Annotated in this window: 20 protein-coding genes; 6 read left to right on the forward strand and 14 right to left on the reverse strand. The window is 67.3% G+C overall.

What is annotated here, in order from left to right:
• Nucleotides 1–35: 35 nt before the first annotated feature.
• A complete protein-coding gene (gene ligD / locus WHH00_RS09850; protein WP_406638401.1) occupies nt 36–1058 on the reverse strand; it encodes a non-homologous end-joining DNA ligase in 1023 nt (340 codons plus the stop codon).
• 68 nt (nt 1059–1126) lie between these two features.
• On the opposite strand from ligD, the gene WHH00_RS09855 reads away from it, so the two are divergent.
• On the forward strand, nt 1127–1804 hold the full coding sequence (locus WHH00_RS09855; RefSeq protein ID WP_406638403.1) for an alpha/beta family hydrolase: 678 nt from the start codon (nt 1127–1129) through the stop codon (nt 1802–1804).
• A 168-nt stretch (nt 1805–1972) separates the two neighbouring features.
• Here WHH00_RS09855 and WHH00_RS09860 read toward each other — a convergent pair whose 3' ends face one another.
• From WHH00_RS09860 to WHH00_RS09890, 7 genes are all read right to left on the reverse strand, one after another.
• Nucleotides 1973–2125 (reverse strand): hypothetical protein, encoded by a 153-nt coding sequence (locus WHH00_RS09860; protein ID WP_406638405.1) that lies wholly within the window; start codon nt 2123–2125, stop codon nt 1973–1975.
• 154 nt (nt 2126–2279) lie between these two features.
• Entirely contained in the window at nt 2280–4934 is a 2655-nt protein-coding gene (gene hrpB, locus WHH00_RS09865; RefSeq protein WP_406638407.1) for an ATP-dependent helicase HrpB, read from the reverse strand.
• Nucleotides 4935–5013: 79 nt separating this feature from the next.
• Nucleotides 5014–5622, reverse strand: a complete 609-nt coding sequence (locus WHH00_RS09870; protein WP_406638409.1) for a hypothetical protein — start codon at nt 5620–5622, stop codon at nt 5014–5016.
• Nucleotides 5612–5953, reverse strand: a complete 342-nt coding sequence (locus WHH00_RS09875; protein WP_406638411.1) for a hypothetical protein — start codon at nt 5951–5953, stop codon at nt 5612–5614. The genes WHH00_RS09870 and WHH00_RS09875 overlap by 11 nt, the downstream gene beginning before the upstream one ends.
• Nucleotides 5954–6070: 117 nt before the next feature.
• Nucleotides 6071–7009 carry a 5'-3' exonuclease H3TH domain-containing protein gene (locus tag WHH00_RS09880; protein WP_406638413.1) on the reverse strand — a complete coding sequence of 313 codons (939 nt, stop codon included), beginning with the start codon at nt 7007–7009 and terminating at the stop codon, nt 6071–6073.
• 71 nt (nt 7010–7080) lie between these two features.
• Nucleotides 7081–9093, reverse strand: a complete 2013-nt coding sequence (locus WHH00_RS09885) for a vWA domain-containing protein (RefSeq protein ID WP_406638415.1) — start codon at nt 9091–9093, stop codon at nt 7081–7083.
• A gap of 54 nt (nt 9094–9147) precedes the next feature.
• Entirely contained in the window at nt 9148–10536 is a 1389-nt protein-coding gene (locus tag WHH00_RS09890; protein WP_406638417.1) for a sigma 54-interacting transcriptional regulator, read from the reverse strand.
• A 157-nt stretch (nt 10537–10693) separates the two neighbouring features.
• Between WHH00_RS09890 and WHH00_RS09895 the strand changes: the two genes are divergently transcribed.
• The gene (locus tag WHH00_RS09895; RefSeq protein WP_406638419.1) at nt 10694–11494 is read left to right on the forward strand and encodes a glycosyltransferase family 2 protein; all 801 of its coding nucleotides are present in this window, start codon (nt 10694–10696) and stop codon (nt 11492–11494) included.
• Between the two features lie 3 nt (nt 11495–11497).
• Here the strand turns inward: WHH00_RS09895 and WHH00_RS09900 are convergent, their stop codons facing one another.
• The 6 genes from WHH00_RS09900 to WHH00_RS09925 form a co-directional block, all read right to left on the reverse strand.
• Nucleotides 11498–12445, reverse strand: a complete 948-nt coding sequence (locus WHH00_RS09900; RefSeq protein ID WP_406638421.1) for an alpha/beta fold hydrolase — start codon at nt 12443–12445, stop codon at nt 11498–11500.
• Nucleotides 12446–12473: 28 nt separating this feature from the next.
• A complete protein-coding gene (locus WHH00_RS09905; protein WP_406638424.1) occupies nt 12474–13529 on the reverse strand; it encodes an alpha/beta hydrolase in 1056 nt (351 codons plus the stop codon).
• 55 nt (nt 13530–13584) lie between these two features.
• The gene (locus WHH00_RS09910; RefSeq protein WP_406638426.1) at nt 13585–14244 is read right to left on the reverse strand and encodes a cyclodeaminase/cyclohydrolase family protein; all 660 of its coding nucleotides are present in this window, start codon (nt 14242–14244) and stop codon (nt 13585–13587) included.
• Between the two features lie 60 nt (nt 14245–14304).
• Nucleotides 14305–14952, reverse strand: a complete 648-nt coding sequence (locus tag WHH00_RS09915) for a dihydrofolate reductase family protein (protein WP_406638428.1) — start codon at nt 14950–14952, stop codon at nt 14305–14307.
• A gap of 160 nt (nt 14953–15112) precedes the next feature.
• A complete protein-coding gene (locus tag WHH00_RS09920) occupies nt 15113–16144 on the reverse strand; it encodes an aldo/keto reductase (protein ID WP_406638430.1) in 1032 nt (343 codons plus the stop codon).
• Nucleotides 16145–16158: 14 nt separating this feature from the next.
• The gene (locus WHH00_RS09925; RefSeq protein ID WP_406638432.1) at nt 16159–17052 is read right to left on the reverse strand and encodes an SMP-30/gluconolactonase/LRE family protein; all 894 of its coding nucleotides are present in this window, start codon (nt 17050–17052) and stop codon (nt 16159–16161) included.
• A gap of 268 nt (nt 17053–17320) precedes the next feature.
• On the opposite strand from WHH00_RS09925, the gene WHH00_RS09930 reads away from it, so the two are divergent.
• From WHH00_RS09930 to WHH00_RS09945, 4 genes are all read left to right on the forward strand, one after another.
• Nucleotides 17321–18550 (forward strand): S8 family peptidase, encoded by a 1230-nt coding sequence (locus WHH00_RS09930; RefSeq protein WP_406638434.1) that lies wholly within the window; start codon nt 17321–17323, stop codon nt 18548–18550.
• A 66-nt stretch (nt 18551–18616) separates the two neighbouring features.
• Entirely contained in the window at nt 18617–20788 is a 2172-nt protein-coding gene (locus WHH00_RS09935; protein ID WP_406638436.1) for a DNA/RNA non-specific endonuclease, read from the forward strand.
• Nucleotides 20789–20939: 151 nt separating this feature from the next.
• Nucleotides 20940–23492: a DUF4118 domain-containing protein gene (locus WHH00_RS09940; RefSeq protein WP_406638438.1), complete on the forward strand. Its 2553-nt coding sequence runs from the start codon at nt 20940–20942 to the stop codon at nt 23490–23492.
• On the forward strand, nt 23477–24148 hold the full coding sequence (locus tag WHH00_RS09945) for a response regulator (protein ID WP_406632388.1): 672 nt from the start codon (nt 23477–23479) through the stop codon (nt 24146–24148). The genes WHH00_RS09940 and WHH00_RS09945 overlap by 16 nt, the downstream gene beginning before the upstream one ends.
• Nucleotides 24149–24214 lie beyond the last annotated feature (66 nt).

Consider the following 24214-nt stretch of genomic DNA (forward strand, 5'->3'; position numbering starts at 1 on the left):
GTATATCGACGGTGGCCCGCCCCTTCCGGGGTGGGCTAGTCCTGTCTCCGGGCCCTGCTGGGCTGCACCCGGGGCGGCTCCCCCGGCATTTTGGGGTAGTCCGGCGGGAAGGGAAGCTCGCCCAGCCCGGACTTAAGGTCCCGTTCCCACCAGTCCAGCAGGGTGTCAATGGTCCCAGGCTTGCTGTGCATGTCAGCCCACGGGTCACCGACCGTTTTGAGCCGGTCCGGCACGGTCAGGATGGTGAAATCCTTCGGTTCCACGCGTTCCAGCTCATCCCAGGTGATGGGGCAGGACACCGGAGCATGGGCCAGCGGCCGCGGGCTGTAGGCGCCGGCGATGGTCCGGTCCCGGTTGGCCTGGTTGAAGTCCACGAACACCCGCTGGCCGCGCTCTTCCTTCCACCAGGCCGTGGTGACCTGGCCCGGCATGCGGCGCTCCAGTTCCCTGGCCGCCGCAATCACGGCATGCCGGACGTCAAGGAACTCCCGGGACGGTTCGACAGGCGCATAGACGTGCAGTCCACGGTTGCCGGAAGTCTTGATGAAGCATTCCAGTCCTGCCTCTGCCAGCACCTCCTTCAGCGCCAGCGCAGCCGGGACGGCGTCGTCAAAGTCCGTTCCGGGCTGGGGGTCGAGGTCGATGCGCAGCTGGTCGGGGTTGTCCGTGTTGTCCGCCCGCGAAGGCCAGGGGTGGAACACGATGGTGTTCATCTGCACGGCCCACACCGCCGCGGCAGGTTCGTCCAGTATCAGCATGGGATGCGAGCGGGCGCTCGGGAACACCACAGGGGTGGACCTTATGAACTCCGGGGCGCCCTTGGGCGGGTTCTTGGAGAAAAACATCTCCCCCTCAATGGTGCCCGAGTACCTCTGCAGCGCCACCGGCCTGCCGCCGTTGGCAGCAATAAACGCGTCGCCGACGTCGGTGATGTACCGCGCCAGGTCGAGTTTGGTGATTCCGGGTTCGGGCCAGATCACCCTGCTGGGGCTGGAGATGCGCATTTCGCGCTCGCCGTGGGGGCCCTGGACCGTGAGGGTGGTCTGTTCACTCGCCATGGGGACAACGTACACCCCCGGATCGGAGGACCAGCAGATTTGCGCAGCCGGTCCGGCAAGATGGAGGCATGTCCGTTTCAGCATCAGACTTCCGCATCCCCGTGGGCGAGGGCACGGTGCCTGCCGTCTTTGCCCGCCCCGACAACCCGTCCGCCACTGTGGTGGTGGCCCATGGTGCGGGCGCCGGCATGGAACATCCCCTCATGCTCGGGTTTACCGACGGCTTGAACTCCCTGGGAATTGCCACCCTGCGCTTCAACTTTCCCTACCGGGAGGCGGGGCGGAAATTTCCGGACCGGCCACCCGCGGCCATTGCCACCTGGCGTGCGGTGATGACAGCCGCGGCAGAACGGGCCGCGGAACACGGCGATACCGGTCCACTGTGGGCGGCGGGAAAATCCTTCGGCGGACGGATGGCCTCCATGGCCGTCGCGGAGGGGATGGAAGCCGCCGGGCTGGTGTACCTGGGGTACCCCCTGCACGCTCCGGGGAAGCCCGAGAAGCTGCGGGACGGTCACCTGTACGGCATCACCGTCCCCATGCTTTTCCTCCAGGGCAGCCGGGACACGTTCGCCACCCCTGCGCTCCTGGAAGATGTGGTGGCCCGGATTGGGCCCTCCGCCGTCCTGCAGTGGGTGGACGGCGGTGACCATTCCTTTGCGGTGGCCGGCCTCAGGCGGTCCCCGGCAGAGGTGGGTGCCTCCCTGGCGAAGCCGGTGGCCCGCTTCATCCGTGCCTCCGGCTGAAAAACGGGTTCCCGAAACCCTGCTCCCGTAATCCGGGGTCCCAACCCTGAGCGGCACCACGCCCGGAGGGCTCACATCCCGAGAGGCGCGGACGCCTTGGCGGCCCAAACCCTGAGCCGAACCATGACCCGGAGGGGTGCCAATGCGCCGCCCGCGTAACTGCGGCTGTCAGGCCGCTTCTTCGTGCCACCAGCCCTCCCAGGCTGCGGAGGTGAACTGCCCTTCGGGACATTCCGTGTTTCCGGTGCCTCCGGTGTGGAACCGGCTGTCATCGCCCCGGCGGCCGTCGAGCAGGAGATTGAGGTTGTTGAGGAGAAACATCTTTAGGTCCTTCCATGTCTGCGTGTGGACCACGCTGTCCAGGTGAAAAAGAGCCTATGCGGCGCATGTTTCAGCGGGTCGACGGGAAGTAACAAGCGTGTATCGGAGATCTCACGTGCCGTTCACGGGCCGGGGAGGCTGCCCCGGCGGGACGCTATTTCCGCTGTTTGGTCCGTGCAGTGGCCGGCTCGGACCAGGGATCTTCGGGCCAGGGATGCTTCGGGTAGCGGCCCCGCATTTCGGCGCGGACCTGGGCATAAGGACCGGACCAGAATGACGTCAGATCGCCTGTGACGGCCAGCGGGCGCCGGGCCGGTGAGAGCAGATGGAACAGCACCGGCACCCGGCCGTTGACCAGGCGGGGCGTGGCGGCCAGCCCAAAGCACTCCTGGAGCTTGACTGCCACCACCGGCGGCGCCGTCACGTCCGACCAGTGAGGGTAGTCAATCCGCACCCTTGAGCCGCTGGGAACGTCCAGGGCTTCCGGAGCGAGCTCATCCATCCTGGCTGCGTCCGGCCAGGGAAGCAGCCGCCGCAGCGGCTCAGCAAGCTCCACCGCGTTCACGTCCGCACCGGCCGCAAGCGACTCCAGCTCCGGTCCCAGCCAATCCTGCAGACGGCGGAGGAGGCCCGCCTCCGACATATCCGGCCACGGCTCCCCCAGCTCACGGTGCAGGAAAGCGAGCCGCCTGCGCAACGCCGCTGCCGCCGTCGACCAGTTGAGGGCATCCAACCCTTCCTTCTGCAACGCTCCTGCCAGCGCGGCCCGGCCCTCGGCAGGCGACGGACGCACCGGGGTGGAGGCGAGCACGATCGCGCCGAGCCGCCGGATCCTGCGCGCGGTAACCCGGCCCTGCGTGAAGGCGGCCTCCACCGCCTCAGCCATAAGGTGGGACGCGGCTGATTCGGCGAAGCTGGCGGAGAGCGGGGCTGCGGCGCGGATCACGGCACCCGTGCCGGCTGAGTCCCTCCCTCCGCCGCGGGACACCTCAGCCACTGCCAGCCATTCATGCCCGGACAGGCTGCTTCCGGCGGGCAGTCCTGCCCGGGTTCCAGAGGACAGCAGGTACTGCTCGGGCCCGCCGCCGGGAACCCTGCGTGCCACGCGGTCGGGGAAGGCAAGGGCGACGACGGCGCCCACCAGGGCGCTCCCACCGGCAAGGGGCGGCAGGGCCGGAGCGCCTGGCAGGGGCCCCGCCTGCTGCGCAAGGACCTGGAGGCGGCGGCTTTCATCTGCCCAGCGCCTGCCGGCGGGGCCTTTGTCGCTGCGGAGTTCGGACAGGAGGCGCGGCAGGTCAGCGCCGGACGCCCGCGCATCACCTGCCACGGCGGCCACCACCTCTGCCGCCGCCCTGGGGCCGGCGGCAGCGGCGCCGTCGAGCAAGGCGCGGCCCAGACGCGGATCAACCGGGAGTCCCGACAGGGTCCTGCCGGCACTGGTAGCGTGGCCGTCGCCGGCCACGGCACCAAGTTCGTGCAGGATTTCCATGGCATCATCCATGGCCGGCTCCGGCGGGGCGTCCGGCAGGGCCAGGCCTTGCCCGCGCGGTGATCCCCAGCACGCCATCACCAGGGCGGCTCCGGCGAGGTCCGCCACGGTGATTTCCGGGGTCACATGGGCCGGGGCGGCGCCGAATGCCTGCTGGCTGTAGCAGCGGACCACCGTCCCGGGGCCCTGGCGGGCGGCGCGTCCGGCACGCTGGTCAGCGGAGGCCCGGGAGCAGGAGACCGTCACCAGCCCGTTCATTCCCCGTGCGGCGTCGCGCCGCGGCTCACGGGCCAGCCCCGAGTCAATGACGAGGCGGACCCCCGGCACGGTCAGCGATGACTCGGCCAGATCCGTGGAGACGATAATCCTGGCGTTCTCCCCCGGCCCGCGCCCGGACACGGCCCGGTCCTGCTCGGCGGGGCCCACCCTGCCGTGAAGTTCCAGCACGTCAGTCCCCGGCCCCACGCGGCTGCGAAGCCCGGCCGCGACCTGCGAGACTTCCCATGCACCCGGGACGAAGACCAGGGCGTCCGCAGCGCTGTCTGCTGCCAGCGCCTGCCGGTGGGCCTCCGCGGCGGTCCCTGCGACGAAATCCAGGAAAGTGCGGGTCACTCCCCTGCCGTCCAACCGCTGGCCGGGCGCCGGACGCCACTCCGTCCTCAGTGGATGGAGTGCCGAGGGACAGTCGACGACGGGGGCCGGCCCGCCGCCGTCGTGATCCCCCAGCAGGGCAGCGAACCTCGGAGCGTCCAGGGTAGCGGACATGGCGACGACGGTAAGGTCACCGCGCAGCTGGCGTACTTCCGTGAGCATGCCGAACAGGAGGTCCGTTTCGAGGCCGCGCTCGTGGACCTCATCCAGGACCACCGCACCTGCCGACGGCAGGTCGGGATCGGCCAGCAGGCGGCGCAGCAGGATGCCTGGCGTGACGAATTCTATGAGCGTTCCGGATCCGGCCTGCCGCTCTCCGCGGACTGTATACCCCACCCGGGTGCCCAGCGGGCTGCCGTCCAAGGCTGCAAGCCTGCGGGCGGCGGCACGGGCAGCTACCCGCCGCGGCTGGGTGACCACAACCCTGCGGTGGCGTCCGCCGGGGCCCCCAGGGAGTCTTCCCACGAGGTTTGCCAGCAGGGCCGGAACCAGGGTGGTCTTGCCCGTTCCCGGGGGCGCCTGCACTACTGCCGCTCCTCCAGGCTCGCCATCGCCCAGCGCTTCGGCCAGGGCCGGGAGCGAGTTGGCAAAGGGCAGGCCGGCGCCGATGGCCCGGAGGTGGAAGGCCTGGACAGGTGGCGGCTCCTGCCGTCCGCTCGGGGAAGTCATCCCTCCATTTTGCCCGGCCAACCGGTGCACTGCGGACACGTCCTGGCCCGGCGCCCGGTTCCGGGCTTAAAGCGGCGAGCTAAGGCTTTCCGGCGCCCTTGCCCTTTTCCCTGGCTTCCTTGGCAGCATCAGGCAGGTCCTGTTGCTGGGGGGCAGGCTCAGGTGCCGGCGCGGGCGCTGCGGGGGCTTCCGGCTGGACTTGAACAGGCTGGGGCTCTGGCACTGGCTCCGGCGCCGGCTCCGGGGCGGTGACGTTCACCGCGGGCGTTTCCGCCGCAGTTACCGCTGCTTTTGCGTCGGCGGCGGAGGCTGCCTGTGCCGTGATGGTGCGGGTTACGTCTGCCCGGACCGCTTCCAGTGCAGCGTCGATGCCACGGTACCGGGCCGCCGAGATCGCACCCTGCCCGGCAGCCAGGTCAAGGTCCCGTTCAAGTGCCTCAAGGGCATCGAGGACCCCGTCCAGCCGGTTCTCCGCGGCAGCCTGGGTGACGTTAAGAACGCGGATCTGGAAACCCCGAAGCGTGGCGTCTTCCGAATCGGCACCGCCGAGATTCGGGGAAACAGTGACGGCGGCGGCGGTGAGGGCGGCCGCTGCCAATACGGCAGCTATTCCGGTCCATGCCCTCCGCTGCGGGCGCTTTGAAGAGGCGCCCTGCACCGGAGCAGGCTGGAGATGGTCAGGCGGCATGCCTGCCCCGCAAGGGGACGACGGCGGCGGGCCGGGGGTAGAGGACGGTCACGGCCGCCGTGTCCCCGGCGGGCGCGGCCACTGCTGCGGCGTCCATTGCCGGGACCGCCGCGAGGGGCGCACGCGATGTCCGCGACGGGGTGCCGGCAATCATCCGCCGCACGGCAAACCGGACCACAGCAGCCAGCAACTGACCGAGCCCAAGGCCCAGGAGCACATGGCCGGCGAGGTACTGGCCTCCGTGGCCTACAGCACCATACGGGGCGGTGGCAGCCAGGCCTGCTCCGGAAGCGGCCACCAGGGCCCAGATGGCAACAATAACTGCACTCATTCGTTCGACCCGCTCCCGCTACTCCAATTAATCAGCAAGCTTATTACTATTGATCAGCAAGCTTACTACCCGAAGTTGATGATGCAAGCGCGGCGCGGACGAAGAATGCGCCGGGGCCTACTGCCGCAGGTCGAGGGCCGCGAGGAGCCGCCTTACCGAGCCACCCAGGTTCCACTCAGTGGCGAGCCGCTCGAGCTCGGCCCGCGGCTCGCCTGCAACGGGATTCAGTTCCGCGCCCGCCTGCTCGGGCGTGGGCAGATCCAGGTCCCGCACCAGCCTCACCACGGCGGGGGCAACCGAGAGGTAACCTGCAGCGGCGGCCAGCTTGGCCTTCACGGGGGCGGCCATGCCGCCCCCGGGAAGTTCAGCCGCCTCCAGCAGCCCCTCCAGGGTTCCATACTTCAGCAGAAGCGACGCCGCGGTTTTTTCACCGATTCCGGCAACCCCCGGCAGGCCGTCCGAGGCGTCGCCGCGCAATGTCGCGTAATCGGCGTACTGCTGGGGCAGCACCCGGTACTTGGCCACCACTGTTTCTTCGGTGATGACCTCAAGGTTCTTCATGCCGCGGGCGGTGTAGATCACGCGGACCTGGCGTTCGTCGTCGCAGACCTGGAAAAGGTCGCGGTCCCCGGTGACTACATCGACGGGAAGGTCCGCGTGGCTCGCGTACGTGCCCACGACGTCGTCGGCCTCATGGTGGGGCGCGCCCACAATAGCGATGCCGGCGAGCCCAAGCACCTGGCGGATCATGGGAAGCTGCGCCTCCAGCGCGTCCGGGACAACTTCGATGTCCGGGGCACCCGTGACGGCTTCCGCCACCCGGTGGGCCTTGTAGGTGGGCAGGAGATCCACCCGCCACTGCGGGCGCCAGTCGTCATCCCAGCACGCGATGAGGTGCGTGGCCTGGTAGTCCGTGGTCAGCCGGGCGATCATGTCCAGCAGGCCGCGGACGGCGTTGACCGGTGTGCCGTCCCCGCGGCGGATCGTATCCGGCAGGCCGTAGAAGGCGCGGAAGTACAGCGATGCAGTATCCAGCAGCATGAGGCGGTCAGGCATGCTTCGATCCTCACATGGATTCGCCCGGGAATGGGGTAACGCCTGCGGCCCTTTCCCCGGCGGCCCCCTGGTTAGGAGGCCCAGTCGGAATCGCCGAAGACCCGTCCCCGGAAGTGCGCGCGGAGGTACTCCCCCACCACGGCGGCGCCCAGTTCCCCTGCCTCGGTAGCCACAACCCGGCCGCCCACCCTGCGTACCATGCGCTGGACAAACCGTTCCAGGCTGGGGTCCGAGCCCAGCCGGAAGAACGTGGCCTGCGTGCCCGCGCGCCCCAGCCGGTCGAGCTCCGCCACTGTCACGCGGATGGTTTCCGGGTCCGGCGGCCAGCAGAACCACGGCTCGCCTTCCGGCAGCAGGTGGGCCGTGGGTTCGCCGTCGGTCACCACCAGGAGGACAGGCTGCATGGAAGGGTGCTTGCGGAAGAAACGGCCGGCCAGCAGCAAACCGTGATGGAGGTTTGTTCCTTGCTCCCGCAGCGGCGGCAGTGCGGTGAGTTCCCCGATGTCCATCGCCTGGGCATGGCGGCCGAACGTGATCAGTTCCAGCCTGTCGCCGCGGAAACGGGTGGAGACCAGGTGGTGCAGCGCCAGCGCGGTGCGTTTCATGGGAACCCACCTTCCCTCGGCGGCCATCGAAAAGGACACATCGACAAGAAGGACGACGGCGGCCTGCGTGCGCGCTTCTGTTTCGCTCACTTCGATGTCCGCCGGGGTGAGGCGGAGGCCGCTGCCCGGGGTTCCACCGCCCGCCGCTGTGCGGCTGATCGCGTTGGTCAACGTTCGGGTCACGTCCCAGGGCTCGGCGTCCCCGAACTCCCATGAACGGCTTGATCCGGTCTGCTCCCCCGCCGCCCCGGCCACGCGGGTGTCCCTGCGCCCCTGCCGGCCCGACAGCTGCCTGGCGGTGTCCCGCAGCAGCGACTTGCCCAGCCGCCGCATGGCCTGTGGTGAGAGCCGGAGGTCCCCGTCCGTGCCCCGCCGCAGGTAGCCTCCCTCCTGCATGGCGCGTTCGATGTCGGCAAGCGTGCGGGCGGTGACGGCGGTGTCCTGTCCCAGCTGGCGGGCCAGGGCATCCAGGTCCAGGTCGCCCAGGGTTGAGCCGTTGTAGGACTGGGAGAGCTGTTCGGCGAGCTCGTCCAGTTCGGCGATGTCCTGGAGCACTCCGGTGCCGTCGCCCAGGCCCAGGCCCAGGCCCTCCTGGCCTTCGAAGCGTTCCGAGCCGGTCCAGTCCTCACCGGGGCGCAGGGCGCGCAGGCTGTCGTCGAGCTGGTCAAGCTGGGCCATGAGCTCCGGTGATCCGAAGGCCTGGGCGGAAAGCCGCATCAGTTCTTCGCGCTGCTCGGGTGACATGGACTGCAGGAGCCTCTGGGCAGCAGCGGCCCGCTTGGCAAGGGCGTCGATCAGTTCCTCAACCGACTGCGGGTTTTCAGGAAAGTAGTCGCCGTGCCGGGCCATGAACTCCTGGAAGTCGGCCTTGGTATCCTCGCCCCGGCGGTGCTTGTCCAGCAGCGCGTTCAGGTCGCGCAGCATTGCGCTGACGGCTTCCCGGTCCTGCTCCGTGGCGCCCTCCAGTGCCTGCTTCATGCCCGCGAACCGCTGGTCCAGGGCCTCGCGGCCCAGCAGGTCCTTGATCCGCTCGTAGGCTTCCCGTGCCGTGCCGGATTGCCAGTCATAGGAGGCCAGGTCCTTGACCGCCGCAGCGGTGGACGCGGGCAGGTTCTGCAACTGCATTTCCCGGAAGGCACGGTCTGCGTTGTCCATCATGGCATCGCGGGCCAGCTGCTTGCGTTCCTCCAGCACGGCAGTGTCCAGGAGCTTCTTCACCTCGTTGAGGGTGCCGTCCAGGTTGTGCCGGCCCAGCAGGTCATTCCGGCGCTCCTGCACGCGCCTGGCGAGATCGTCCAGGCCTTCCCGGTTCCGCCCGCCGCGCCGGAGGAACTCCTGCAGGGCGTGGCGGGGCGAGTACCCCGCCATCACGTCCTCGGCGACGGCGTCCAGCGCCTCCACCAGGTCAACCGGCGGGGCGAGCGGGTCCGGCCCGCCGGCGTACCGTCCGTACCTGGCGGAATGGTTATGGATGTTCATGGTGCCGCCCGTCCCTCGCTTCAGCCATTTGCCCAGCTACGCACCGTGGTGCCGTCAGCCGTAGACGGTCTCTTCGTCGTCGGACTCCTTGGAGATCCGCCGGGCCAGGTAGAGCCCCTCCAGCGCCAGTTCGATGGCGGCGGCCCGCTGGCCCTCGTTCGCCGCTCCGAGGCGGCTGCCGATCTCGTCATACAGGCCTGCCCCGTTCAGGGACGGCAGGCCTTCAAGGAACTCCCGTGCTGTCACGTGCTCCCCGGTGGTCACCGTGGTGTGGCCGTCCAGCGCTGCCACCAGCGGGCCTAGGTCCAGGCCCTGGTAGTGCGCCCGGACGGCTTCGGCGGTGGACGTGCGCAGGAGGTGGTCAAGGACGGCCTGTTCGCGGCCTTCCTCACCGGATTCGAATTCGATCTTGCCGCTGAGGACTTCCACCGCGGTGTCCAGGTCCACGATCCGTGCTACAGCCTCTGCCTCCCCGCGCATGCTGGCACGGCGGAGCGCGGCGGCTGCCACCGTTTCGGCCCCGGCAATGGCGAACCGTGCCGAGACCCCGGACGTCTGGTTGATCGCCGGGGACTGCCGCAGCGCACGGGTGTAGCGGGCCAGGATTTCGAGGATCACCGGCGGGACATCGGCCACCAGCTGCCCCTCCTGCCGGATCACGGCCACCTCGTCGTCCAGCTCTATGGGGTAGTGGGTCCTGATCTCCGCGCCGAAACGGTCCTTCAGCGGCGTGATGATCCTGCCGCGGTTGGTGTAGTCCTCCGGGTTGGCGGAGGCGACAACCAGCACGTCCAGTGGAAGCCGGAGCACATAGCCCCGGATCTGGATGTCGCGCTCCTCCATCACGTTGAGCATTGAAACCTGGATCCGTTCGGCAAGGTCCGGCAGTTCGTTGATGGCAATGATGCCGCGGTTGGAGCGCGGGACAAGGCCGTAATGGATGGTTTCCGGGTCCCCCAGGCGGCGTCCCTCGGCCACCCGCATCGGGTCGACGTCGCCAATAAGGTCCGCGACGGAGGTGTCCGGGGTGGCGAGCTTCTCCACATACCGTTCCGACCGGTGGCGCCAGGCCACCCGCAGCCGGTCGCCCTCCGTCAGGGCAAGGGCGCGGGAATGCTCCGTAATGGGCTCGAACGGGTGTTCGTTCAGTTCCGAACCCTCGATGACGGGCGACCATTCGTCCAGGAGCCCGGCCAGGGTGCGCAGGAGCCGCGTCTTGCCCTGCCCGCGCTCGCCGAGCAGGACCACGTCATGCCCGGCGATCAGGGCACGCTCAAGCTGGGGAAGCACGGTCCGGCCGAAGCCGTACATCCCTGGCCATGGATCCTCACCGGCCGCCAGCGCGGCGAGCAGGTTTCCACGGATTTCCTGGCGCAGGTCCTTGAGGACATGGCCGGAGGCACGCAGTTCACCAACGGTGAAAATATCGGGACGATGGGTCACCACTACACCGTAGCCCCGCAGCAGCCGCGGATCGAGGACTTTTTCCCCTCAAGCCCGGGCGGGGCCCTGCCGTTACGCTTAGCGTCATGACTGCTGATCGCACTCTGCTCCACACTGTTCAGCGTGGCGGTGCACTGTGGAGCGTGGAGGCGATGGCATGACCGGGGAATCTGCAGGTGGCGCGTCCATGGTCTCGGTGGTGATCCCCACCCGCAATGACGCCGCCATGCTCGCGGCATGCTTGGACCTGCTGTCCCGGCAAACCCGGCCCGCGGACGAGATCATCGTGGTGGACAATGCCAGCAGCGACAATACTGCCGCCGTCTGCAGCGCAGCGGGAGTCCGGCGGATCCTGGTCGATGTGCCGGGAATTCCGGCCACCACCGCTGCCGGGTTTGATGCGGCAACGGGAGACATCACCGCCCGGCTGGATACGGACTCCAGGCCCCCGGCGGATTGGCTGGAACGGGTGGAAGCCATCCTTGGCGCCGCGGGCCCCCTGTCCCTGGTGACCGGACCCGGCGAGTTCTACGGCGGGCGCCGCTGGATCCGGTGGGCCGGACGGCACGTCTTCCTGGGCGGCTACTTCAAGGTGGTCGGCTTTGTCCTGGGCCATGCGCCCGTTTATGGGTCCAACTTCGCGCTGCGCCGGGCTGTGTGGCAGGCGATTGGCGGTAGCGTGGTGAGGAACAATGCCGAGGTCCACGACGACCTTGACATCTCGTACCACCTCCGCCCGGAGATGGCGGTCATCTATGACCCCGCGCTGGTCATGGGCGTCTCCGCCCGGCCACTCACCAGCTGGCCGTCCTTCCGCCGCCATGTCCGCATGTCGCTGGTTACCTTCCGGGTGGAGTTCAAGGAGGAACCGCCGCTGCGGCGCCGCCTGGAGCGGGCACGGGCGCGGCGCAGCCTGGAGGCGCAGCGCAGGCGGGCAGGAAGAGACGACGGCGGATAGCGCTCAGGCGGGCCCGCTGTCCTTCGCGTACAGGGCCAGGAGATCGCGGCTGAACTGGTGCGGCGACGTCTCGCAGGGGCTGTGCCCGCCGCGGTAAACGGCGATCCTGGCGTTAATGGCCTGGGCGAACTTACGGTGCAGCTGCAGGGGCCAGAGATCGTGCTCGCCCACCGCCACGAATTTCGGAAGGTCGGCTCCAGCCAGGAGGCCGCGGAGGTCCGGGACGTTCTTCATCAGCACGTAGATGTCCCGGACCGATGAGCGGCGCGTGAAGCGGAAACGGTAATTGACGAACTTCTGCCGGCTCCTGGGCACCCGGACGAAGCTCCGGCGGATGCCCCAAATGAGCAGGGCCGCCCCTATCCGGCCATTCGCCCAGCTGCTGAACCGGCCGATCCGGCTCACGCTGCGGAAGCTCTGCCCTGGCTCCGGCGGGCAGCTCAGGAGCGTGAGCGTCTGGAACAGCTCCGGACGCTTGGAGAAGGCAATCTGGACAATGATCGCGGCGAACGAATAGCCCACAACATGGGCCGGTTTCCCGGCGGATTCAAGGACCGCAAGGAAGTCGCGCACAAAGAGGTCATAGTCGTAGTGAAGCCGCGGCGGCACCAGGTTTTCCGGGCCTGCCGCCGCCGACTGGTACTGGCCGGCCATGTCGTAGCTCAGCACAAAGTATCCGGCGTCAGCCAGGTCCGGCATCATCAGCGAAAAATCTTCTTTCGAACCGGTGGCCCCTGGAATTAGGACGATCCACGGGTCAGCGGCGTCACCCATGATCCAGGCCGCGAGGTGCCCGCTCGGCGCCCGGATCCGCATGGGCCTCGACCCCGGGGGCGGGCTGGTCCAGTCCACGTCACCCAGCCCCGCATCGAGCAGGGCAGCCCCGTCCACGCGGGCCGAGCCGAACTCGTCAGGGCTGACCCCCAACGGCGGCTGGTCCTGGGCTCCCATCGTCCCAAGATAGCCCCGTTACCTGTGTTTAGAGAGGGGCGTGCGCCGTGGGACGCTGTGCGACCTTCCGGACGAAGGCATGCAGCCGGCGGTAGACCTCCTGGGATTCCGGATAACGGTAGTCCTGCTGCCACGTGTGCTCGGTGTTGGCATTGGACCAGTGGTAGATCAGGGTGTCCACCGGAACGTCGTGTTCTTCCAGCCTGCTGATGAAGTTGATGTTGGCCTCGTAGAGGAAGTCACGTTCCGAGGTAGTGACGAATACCGGAGGGAAGCGGCCGTCGAGCCATTCGATCGGAGACATAAAACCGGCCTGGGCCTTCAGCCGTTCAACGGCTTCCGGTGCGGTGAAAGGGCTTCGGATCCGGCTCGGGGCAACATCGGTTGGGGGCAGCAGCATCCGGACGAAGTTCAGGCTCATGATGAAGCCGCTCCTGAAGAACACGGAAAAATCAACCACGCTGCAGTGCTGGACGAGCCCCTTCAGGTGGTGCCCGGCCACGGCAGGGTGAAGCGAGTAGTGCGCGGCCAGTTCCTCCCGCAGCGTGGCAGCCGTGAGCAAAGCCGCGATCTGCCCGCCGGCGGAGTCGCCGCCAAGGACCACGCACTCAGGATCGCCCCCATAGCGTCCAATGTTGCCGCGTACCCACGCCAGCGCGGCGTTGGCGTCGTGGAGCACATGGCCCATGTGGAACCGGGGCGGCCTCCGGTAGTTGGCGTTCACCACCACCATGCCGCCGGCGGCCTGGTTGGCGCAGTACTTGGTGAGGGCTGACTTGTCCCCGGATGTCCATCCTCCGCCGTGGAAATACACATAGACGGGCAGGGCCTTGCCGCCGTCCCTGCCGGAGTTCCGGGGCGTGAGTACATCGAGCTGATGGGCACTGGCGTCGTCGTCCAGGTAGCGGATGTCATGGACATAATCGACGTCGGTGAGGGGGTCCCTGTTGAACCGCACCCGCTCCCGCGGGCCCACGCCCGCCATCAGGAGCCGCCAGCTCCACACCGGTACCCGGCGCAATAAGCCCCGCACTTTGCGCGCCAGCGAAAAAGTGTTGCGTGGGTTCCGGACCGCACTGGTCATCCCTTAATGGTAGCGAGCAGGACCGCAGTTGCTTCCCGCCAGGTGTTGCGGGACGTCAGTCGGCGTCGGTGGGCGCCGCCCGGTCATCCACAGCTGCGGTGTGGTGGTCGATGCGTTCAAGGGCTGCGGTCAACTGCTCGACAGCCGACCACAGGCCCGGGTGCTGCTCCCTGATCTGCTCCAGCGTGGCCCCGGCAGACCTCAGGGTGGCGAGGTCGAAGCTGACATTGGTGCGCGCCCCCGCCACCGCCGCCCTCAGTGCCCCGAAGCCAACGACGACGTCAGCTATGAGCGCCGGATTGCCGTGGACGGCAAGCCAACCAAGGTCATCGATGGCAGCTACAGCCCGCTCCCCCAGGACGGCCGATGCCCTGGCTGCAGCGATGGATGCACGGTGAATCGCCGCGTCCCGTTCCGGGCCCTGTTCGAGGCGAAAGGCGGCGCCGAACGCTTCGGAGGCGGCAGCGTCGTCGTCGGCCAGCTTGAGGGCGGCCTCCCGAAGTGACTGTGCGCGCTCATGCAGGGAGGCGAGCTCCGCCTGCCGGCCCTCCTCCGGTTCGGTATAGCCGGCAACCATTGATGCCAGTGACGCGGCAATGGCAAGCATCACGCCCGTCCCGGCCCCTCCGCCCGGCGAACCCTTGGACTCCGCAAGGGCACGCGTCCATTCCTCAACGGTTGAGTGCCCGGTGGTGGCAGCATCGGTATCAGTCATGCCATCAAGTGTGCCCGATCCCGGCCAGTCACGATGGTGCGTGTCCGGCGCATCCGGCTGCTAGGCACTGGGCAGGCTGGTGCTGCGCGGCGGTCCGTCCAGGATTGTGGGGATGTATTCGAGCAACTGCAGCCTGCCGTCGAAGGTCCGGCTGTCCACCATCTCGAGCGCGACGTCCGGGTAGCCGTCGTAGATCCGCTCCCTGCCGGTGCGGCCCGTGATGACAGGGAAGACCACCAGCCGGAACCTGTCCACGAGGCCGGCAGCCAGAAGCGACCGGCACAGGCTCAGGCTGCCGAGGGTGCTCAAGGGACCGGAGCCTTTCCCCTTCATTTCCCCTACGGCCTCCACTGCGTCCCTGCTGACCAGCTTCGAGTTCGGCCAGCCCAGCGGCCCCTGGAGCGTGGAGGAAAACACAACCTTGGGCACCGCTGCCAGGCCGGTGAGGCTCGCCCCTTCTTCCTCGGAAAACCCCGGGCCTCCCGCAGCGGCCTCCTCCGACATGCCGGACATCAGCCGGTAGGTGTTCGCGCCCAACAGGTACGTGCGGTCCTTGTGGCCCTCCTCCTCCAGCCAGGCCAGGTATTCCGGCCCCTCCAGGCCCCACCAGCCGGGCCATCCCTCAGCTGAGGCGCAGCCATCCAGGGAAATGATGAGGTCAACCATCAGCTCCGCCGAGGATGGCTCCCGTTCAGATGCCGCGCCCATGACGGTCTCCTTCTGGTGGCAGGTGGCGGCAATCGTAGCCCCCGTGCCAGCAGGACCTCAAGGCCGTACTGACCTATGGGCAAGGCCCCGGAAATTCCAGGCTCGAGCCAACGGAGGTAGGCGGCACGCGATTGGCACCCGTGCGCTGCAAGGTGCCGCGCTACCGGCCACCTTCCATCCTGCGGCTGCGCTGCTCCTGCGCCATGGGACCATACGGGTAGACCCCTGTCCGGGGTTGGCTGACTTGGGTTAAGTGGCCGGCTTCGTCAGGGCTGAGGTGCAGATCGGCGGCGGCAAGGTTGTCCGCGAGCTGCTCCGTGGACCGCGCACCCAGGATCACCGAAGTCACCGCCGGCCTGTCCACCAGCCACGCAAGCGCCACCTGGGAGGAACTCACGCCGCGGGCAGCGGCGATTTCCTCCACGGCGCCGATCACCTGCCAGGTACCAGGATGGTCATTGCGCGCCTTCCAGGCCTCCATGCCGCGCTCGGGGTTCTCGCCGAGCCGCGTGGCACCCTGGGGAGCCTGGTCCCGCTTGTACTTGCCGGACAACCAGCCACCGCCCAAAGGGGACCAGGGCAGCAGCCCGATTCCGGCGTCGAGCGCGGCCGGCACAATCTCGGCTTCAATGTCCCTTACCAGCAGGCTGTACTGGGGCTGCAGTGTCACCGCCGGAGACCAGCCGTGTGCGCGGGCAAGATGGACGGCCTTGGTCAGCTGCCACCCCAGGAAGTTGGAGAAACCGTAGTAGGCGATCTTTCCGCGGCTGACCGCGTCGTCAAGGAACCGCAGCGTTTCCTCGAGCGGAGTGATCGGGTCCCAGGCGTGCAGCTGGTACAGGTCGATCTGTTCCACGCCCAGGCGCCGGAGCGAATCGTCCAGGGCGCGGGTCAACCTTCGGCGGGAGGTGCCGACGTCGTTCGGTCCCGTCCCCATCGGAAAGCGCCCCTTGGTGGCGATCACCGCCGCATCCCTGGCTTCCGGGCGCTTGCCCAGCCAGCGTCCGATGATCTCTTCCGAGACTCCCGCGCTGTAGACGTCAGCGGTGTCGATGAAGTTGCCGCCGGCGTCGAAATAGCTGTCCAGGATGGCGTGCGACGATTCCTCGGTGGCCTCCGCCCCGAACGTCATGGTTCCGAGCGCAAAGGTGGACACCACCGTGCCGCTGCTTCCCAGGGTTCTGTACTGCATGGTTGTCCTCGCTATCAGTTGCCGGCGGAAGTCGCGGCCCGGGCGGCCGCATCCCGCGTTGTGGTGCGGATCCGGTAGAGGCTGGTGGTGGCCGTGATGTAAAGGTCCTGGCCGTCCGGGCCTCCGAAGCATACGTTCGATACTTTTTCAGGCACTTCAATGGTGTCCAGGAGTCCGAACGACGGGGAATAGACACGCACTTCCGCTCCGGCTGAGGTCCAGATCCTGCCCTGGACATCCACGCGCAGGCCGTCGGCGGCATGGTCCTCTCCAAGCTCGACGGCGGATGCCCGGCGCTTGCACGCGCCGTCCAGCACACTGTAGGAGGCGATCCTCAGCGGCACGCCATGGGCCGGACCGGCCGTGTCCGTCACGTACAGCACCGACTCATCAGGCGAAAACGCCAGCCCGTTCGGATATACGAGGTCCGTCACCACAGCAGTAAGGGTCCCGGAAGCAGGCTCAAACCGGAAGACGTAGCAGCCCCCGTACTCCTGCTCCCCCTCGTGCCCTTCCTTTGTTCCCGGCAGGATCCCGTACGGCGGGTCGGTGAACCAGATGCTGGAGTCGCGTGCAATGACGACGTCGTTGGGTGAGTTCAGCCGCCGGCCCTGGAAAGAGTCAACCAGCCCTGTCACAGTCCCCCCGACGTCCCGCTCCACGCGGCGGCGCCCGTGGCTGCACTGCACAACGCTGCCGTCCGCGTCCAGGGTCCGGCCGTTGGTGTACCCCGCGTCGGTGGCGTATTCCCTGGTGGCACCTGTGGCCGCCGTGAACTCAAGAATGCGGTTGTTGGGGATATCGCTCCACCGCAGGGTCTGCGAGGAAGGAACCCACACGGGCCCCTCCGCCCAGACCGAGCCCGTGGACAGGCACTCCAACCGGCCTTCCGTAAAACCGCCGCCCATTCAGGTCCCCTCGCAATCCGTTGTACTGAGTGGCACGCAATAGAGGAAACGATAGCGCGAAGAGGTAAAGCGGCACGGCATTAGGGCCAGCAGCGCGCTGGACGGGGCTGTTGTCACCGGCCCTCCCGGCAGTAACGCTGATGTAACGCTTCGCGGCGTACAACTGGCCACGGGTGGGACCAGACGTTCACCATGCCGGCTGATACGTCCGCTGCCGCCGCTGCGCCATCGGCGCAGACCGTTCCGCGTAGAGGCCAAGGAGCCCAGGATGACCAAGCTGTTCAACCAGAAAATCATGATTCTGCGCGCGCCGTCCCTCGGCGCCACCCGTGACCCGTTCGATGGACCGGGAGCCTCCCCGGGGCTCGAAAGCGCAGCGCAGAACATCGCCGAACGGGCTGTGGGCATGACTGTCGAGCGGGACGAGAACCCCTCCGCTGCGACCCTCAACGCCCTGCGGAACGACCCCACGGTCCTGGGTTTTGCCCCCGCCATGCCCATGAAGCTCATTGAACCCTTCGACGCCGATGCTGCGCCGTCCGCCGCGGCAACGTGGGGCGTCAAGGCTGTTGGCGCGGACACCTCCCCCTTCTCCGGCACCGGAGTGACCGTCTCGGTGCTGGACACCGGCATCGCCGCCAACCACCCGGCCTTCACCGGCGTCAACCTGGTCACCAAGGACTTCACCGGCGCGGGGAGCGCCGAGGACGACAACGGCCACGGCACACACTGCGCCGGCACGATCTTTGGCCGCGACATCTCAGGCCAGCGCATCGGCGTCGCACCCGGCGTCCAGAAAGCGGTCATCGGCAAAGTCCTCGGAGGCCCCAACGGCGGCAGCAGCGACATCCTTGCCTCCGCAATGCTGTGGGCCACCGACAACGGCGCCCACGTCATCTCCATGTCGCTGGGCATTGACTTCCCCGGATGGGTGGACGAGCTGGTGAACGTGCACGGGCTGGCCATCCCCGCCGCCACCTCCATAGCGCTCGAAGGCTACCGCGCCAACATCCGGCTTTTCGAACAGCTCGCCAACCTTCTCAACGCGCGGGCCTCCGTTGCCCAGACGACGATTGTGGTCGCCGCTGCCGGCAATGAGAGTGAACGGAACGGCAACCCCGCATACGAGATCAACGTGGCACCACCGGCTGCCGCCTTCGGGATCACGTCAGTGGCTGCCCTGGCCGACGGCGGGGGCGGACTTACCGTGGCGCCCTTCTCAAACACGATGGCGACTGTGGCGGGTCCCGGCGTCGGGGTGTTCAGCGCCTGGCTCAACGGCGGAACCAGAACGATCAGCGGCACCAGCATGGCCACCCCGCACGTGGCCGGGGTGGCAGCACTCTGGGCGGAGCGGCTCCTGGCGCAGGGGCCCCTCAGTCCTGTGCTCCTCCAGGCAAAACTGATCGCTTCCGGAACGTTCAAGCCGCTTAAGGCCGGCACTGATCCCGTAGACGTTGGGGCGGGCCTGGTGCAGGCACCTACGAATGCCAACTAGGTTGGCCCGGCGCTTTATCCGAAGCGGCCAATGACCGCCTTGCTGTAAGTCCCAAGGAGCGGACAAATGGCCATACCGGACGACGTTCTTACCGCCACCCAGGCGCGGTTCCATGCCCGCAAGGGTCCACGCGCGGGAACGGAGGAAAAGATCGCGGAAGCCCATACTCCGCAGGGAAGCATCCTCAACGTCGATTCGACGGAACGCGTGGAACTGCGCAGCAGGCGGGTCATGCGCCAGCCGGTGGTTGCGGACGCGCTGAGGGCGACGGCGGACACCTCACCGGCAGCGCCTGGCCAGGTGCGGGATGAGGTGGTGCTGGAAAGGATCATCGGCGGAAACAACCTGCTGGGCATCGCTTTCCTGGAGTTGGGCACGGCGGTCTCACGCAGTGTGGGCAGGGTTATTGTCCGCGACCGTTTCCAGATCCGCTCTTTCGGGACGGGCTTCATGATCTCGCCGCGCCTGGCGCTGACGAACAACCACGTGCTGGCAGACGCACAGTCCGCCCGCTTCTCCCGCCTGGAGTTCAACTTCCAAAACGGCCTCAGCGGCCTTCCCCTTGCTGCATCGCAGTTCGATCTTGAGCCGGACACCTTCTTCCGGACGGACGCCGGACTGGATGTCACCGTAATAGCGGTTGCGGCGGCGTCACGTCCCGACGGGGCGGGCGCCTCCCTGCCGCTGGCCGGCTTCGGCTTCAACCGCACCACCAGGGATCAGGGCAAGATCCTGCTGGGCGAATCCATCAACATCATCCAGCACCCGGAAGGCCAGGAGAAACAGCTCGCGCTGCAGCAGAACGAACTCATCGACCGCTTTGACCAGTTCCTGCACTACCACACGGACACATCGCCGGGCTCCTCCGGTTCACCCCTGTTCAACAACCAGTGGGAAGTGCTGGGCCTCCACCATTCCGGCGTCCCGGCCCGCAATGCAGCAGGAGAGATCCTGACCGTGGACGGCACCGTGTGGGACAAGACCCAGGATGAGCTGCGGATTCAATGGGTGGCAAACGAGGGGATCCGCATCAGCAGCATCCTGGCCTGGCTCGGTACGCACGCCGACGGCATGACAAAAGAAGAACGGGCCCTGCTGGAGGAAGCCCTCAACCCGCCTCCCCTGGTTGCTGAAAAGCCACACCCGGTGGAAGAACACCGGACTTCGGTCCAGCCCCAACCGCCTCAACCGGCGGAGCCATCGCTGCTCCCTGCGGATGGGGCCGTGTCCCTCACCATCCCCCTCCACATCACTGTCCGGCTCGGCGCGGTACAGTCGGCACAAAATCCGACCCCTTCTGCTGCAGACTGGACCGTCGACGCCGTTCCGGGCAGCGGGGGCGCGGTGGCCGAGGAAGCCGTGGCCATAGACCCCGACTATTCGGGGAGGAAAGGATACGACCCCGATTTCCTGGGTGTGCGTGTTCCGTTGCCGGCCCTCACAGCCGAACAGCACGCCGACGCAGCACAGAACCGCCGCGCGGCCCCAGGGCAGGATCCAACGGTGCTGGACTACCACCACTTCAGCCTCGTCATGAACCGCAGGAGGAGGCTGGCCCTCTACACTGCCGTGAACGTCGATGGCAGCCTCAGCCAATCCCCGAAGCGGGAACGGGACAAGTGGTACTTCGACCCCCGGCTGGACCGGTCCGAACAACTTGGCGGAGATCTCTACGCGGGCAACGACTTTGACCGCGGGCACCTTGTACGGCGGCTGGATCCAGTCTGGGGCCCGGACACCGTTGCACGGGCAGCCAACGATGACACCTTCCATTTCGCCAACTGCTCCCCCCAACACAAGAAGTTCAACCAGGGTGCATCCCTATGGGCCGGCCTTGAGGACTACCTGCTGGACACCGCGAAGGCTGACAAGCTGCGGCTCACGGTGTTCACAGGCCCGGTCTTCACCGACAGCGATCCGGAGTTCCAGGGAACACGCGTCCCGCTGGCCTTCTGGAAAATCCCCGTTTTTCAACGCCCGGACGGCAGCCCCTCAGCCAGTGCCTACATGATCAGCCAGCATGAACTGGTTGGGGACATGCTGAAGGAGGCCTTCACGCCGGTTACCTTCCAGGTCCCGGTCCGCAGGATCAGCGAACTCACCGGCCTGGACTTCGGCTATCTCTTTAGCTGGGACCCGATGAACAACGAGTTCGAGCCGCTCCCCCACGCCCAGGAAGCGCTGGCCACAGCAACGCCAGCCCATGAGCTTCATGCTTTCGAGGACGTGCTGCTGTAACCTCCCGGCTGATCTCATGACGGGGAAGGATATGCGGGCCACTGCTGAGGCGGAACGGATCGGCTTGTGCAGACAGACCTGAAACTGGCACCGGTGGCAGCGCAGGGATCCAGCGGCTAAACCCCCGTCAAACAGGGGGAACAATAGAGCCATGGCACGAGGTAACCTGCGCATCTTCCTGGGAGCCGCCCCTGGGGCGGGCAAGACGTTTGCGCTGCTGGAAGAAGGCCACAGGCTGGCCAGTGAGGGCTTCTCCGTCGTGGTCGGTGCAGTCGCGCCAAAAAGCCGTGCCGACAACGTGAAACTGCTGAAGGGCCTGGAACTGTGCCCGGAACCAGGGAGCCAGGGTCTGGGGAGCGGGCTGGACGTCCAGGCGCTCAAGGACCGGGCCCCGGACATTGTCCTGGTTGACGATTACGCAGATTTCTCAGCCGGTGCACGCCGGTGGGAGCAGGTGGACGCCCTGCTCGAAGCAGGGATTGATGTCATCTCCACCCTGGACATCAGGAACCTCGAATCACTGGCCGACGCGGTCCGGGAGGTCACGGGAGTGCAGGAAGTCTCCACTGTCCCGGACGCCGTCGTGCGGGGTGCCAACCAGATTGAGCTGGTGGACGCCTCACCCGAGCTGCTGCGCCAGCGGCTCGCAGACGGAAAGATCTACTGCACCCGGGACGAGGCGGACGCCGCTCTTGGCGGCGTCTTCCGCATTGGCACACTTTCCGCTTTGCGGGAACTTGCGTTGTTGTGGCTGGCCGAGCGCGTGGACGCGGACCTGTCGGACTACAAGGATTCCAAGAGTGTCAGGGACAGCCGGCCGGCCCGGGAAAAGATCGCGGTCGGGGTGGGCGGGAAGAGCCAGGACCAGGCATTGATCCGCCGGGCAGCAAGGATGCTCGCCGCTGCTGCTGGCGGGGAGCTCCATGTTGTCCACGTCCGCACCAGCACAGAGGGGCATGATCCGGAGTCCGGCAAGGACTTGGAAGTGCTGCGCAGGCTTACGGCAGAATTCGGCGGGGTGTTCCACGCCATTGGCGGACAGGACGCTGGTTCCTCCCTGCCTGACTTCGCCAGGAGCATCAACGCAACCCAGATCATGGTGGGCTCCCCCTCCCGCCGGTCCCTCTTCAAGGGCCGGCACGGGGTGGCCGCAGACGTGATGCGGAACGCCGGCACTATCGACGTCCACCTCATCAACCTGCTTCCCGGCCCGTCCGGGCGCCCAAGACGGACACCTCCAAGGCTGGGCCGGCGCCGGGAGATACCGGCGTTCGCCCTGGCGGTGGGGCTTCCTCCTCTCCTGCAGTTCACTCTGGACCTCCTCCCCCACAACCAGCTCTCAACGGACATGCTGGTCCACCTGACCGGCATCGTTGGTGTCGCGCTGCTCGGCGGGCTGTGGCCAGCCGTGGCGGCGGCTGTGGTTGCGGGGCTCATTGTGAACTACTTCAGCGTCCGGCCGGTGGGGTCCCTGTCGGTAATCGACCCCGAAAACGTCCTGGCCCTGCTGATCTTTGTCCTGGTGGCAGTGGCGGTCTCGCTGGTGGTTGACCGCTCAGCCAAGCTCAGCAAGGAAGCACACATTGCCGGCGCGGAAGCCGCCGTCCTGGGTGAATTGAGCCGCCGGGCCGTTTCTGAAGGCAACAGCATTCCCGCCTTCCTGGATCAGGTGAGGGAGCATTTCCAGGTCAAGGGTGCAGGGCTGTGGGCCAGGCGTGGAACCGGTCCGGGCAGGGCCGCTGTGTGGGAGCTTCAGGGATTCTCGGGGGCATCCCGCCCTGCTGATGTCTCGGAGGCGGACACGGTGGAGCAGCTCGACGGCGACAGGATGCTCACCCTGGCAGGAAGGGAACTATCCCAGGACGAAAGGCGCCTCCTGGCCGCCTTCGGCGCGCACCTGCTGGCCATGGTCCAGCGCGAGGAACTTTCCGCCAGCCAGCGTGAAAACCTGCGCCTGGCTGAGGGGAACACCATGAGGACCTCCATTCTGCGGGCGGTTTCCCATGACCTGCGCACACCCTTGGCGGGCATCAAGCTGGCCTCCAGCAGCCTGCGCGACAAGACCATCACCTTCGGAGCCGAGGAGCAGGAAGAGCTGCTTGCCACCATCGAGCACGGAGCGGACAGGCTGGACCGGCTGGTCAGCAACCTCCTGGACATGTCCAGGATCACCGCCGACTCGGTGGCGCCGCTGATCCGGCCGGTCTACTGGGTGGACGTGGTGGGCGAAGCGCTGCGGGGAACGGCCTCGGAGCGGCTCCGGGTGCTGTTGCCGGACAACATGCCCCCGGTTGACGCCGATCCCGGGATGCTGGAGCGCGTTATCGCTAACCTGGTGGAGAATGCGCTCAAGTATGCCCCCGACTCTGACGTGGTGATTGCCGGAGCAGTGGGAGGCGCGGGCAGTGCAAGGATTGGGGAGGTCCCTGCCAGTGAGCTCACCGTGGTTGATCACGGCTCGGGCATCCCCGCCACTGAAGTGCTGGCAATGTTCCGGCCCTTTCAGCGCGCGGATGACACCACTCCGGGGACGGGGGTCGGCCTTGGCCTTGCTGTCGCGAAAGGTTTCACCGAGGCCATGGGCGGGGTCCTGCTGGCTGAACCGACTCCGGGCGGGGGGCTGACCATGGTGGTCCGGCTTCCGCTCTCCACCGGCGTTGCGCCGGAAGCCGGCATGGAAGGAGCACCATGGCAGCGGTCCTGATCGTTGATGACGAGGTCCAGATCCTCCGTGCCCTGCAGATCAACCTGAACGCCCGGGGTTACTCCACGGTGACCGCCTTCAGCGGGCAGGGCGCGCTGGAGCAGGCTGCGAAGCATCAGGTGGACGTCATCATCCTGGACTTGGGGCTCCCCGACCTGGACGGCGTCGAAGTCATCCGCCGGCTGAGGCGCTGGAACGAAGTACCCATCGTGGTCCTCTCTGCACGGCACGGCTCCGATGACAAGATCCAGGCCCTGGACGCAGGGGCGGATGACTATGTGACAAAGCCGTTCGGGATGGATGAACTCCTTGCGCGCCTCCGCGCCGCCCTGCGCCGCGGGGCACCGGGGGACGCACCCATCGTGAAGACTGATGGCTTTACCGTCAATTTGCCCGCCAAACAGGTGACCCGGCGCGGGGTCGCAGTAAGGCTGACCCCCACCGAGTGGAACATCCTTGAACTGCTGGTCAGGAACAGCGGGGCCCTGGTCACCCACGAGGAGATCCTCACCCAGGTGTGGGGACCCGGCTACGCGGGTGAAACCGCCTACTTGCGGGTTTACCTCGCACAGCTGCGGCGGAAGCTTGAAGTGGACCCGGGCAACCCCCGGCACCTGCTGACTGAAACAGGGCTGGGTTACCGCTTCCAGGAGTGACCGGCAGACAGGCGTTAAGAAAGCATTAAGATCCCCGGAAATGCCAGCCGGGGGCTTCCTGCCCGG

Origin of the sequence: Pseudarthrobacter quantipunctorum (genome assembly GCF_045291495.1) — a bacterium.
GTDB classification, from domain to species: domain Bacteria; phylum Actinomycetota; class Actinomycetes; order Actinomycetales; family Micrococcaceae; genus Arthrobacter; species Arthrobacter quantipunctorum.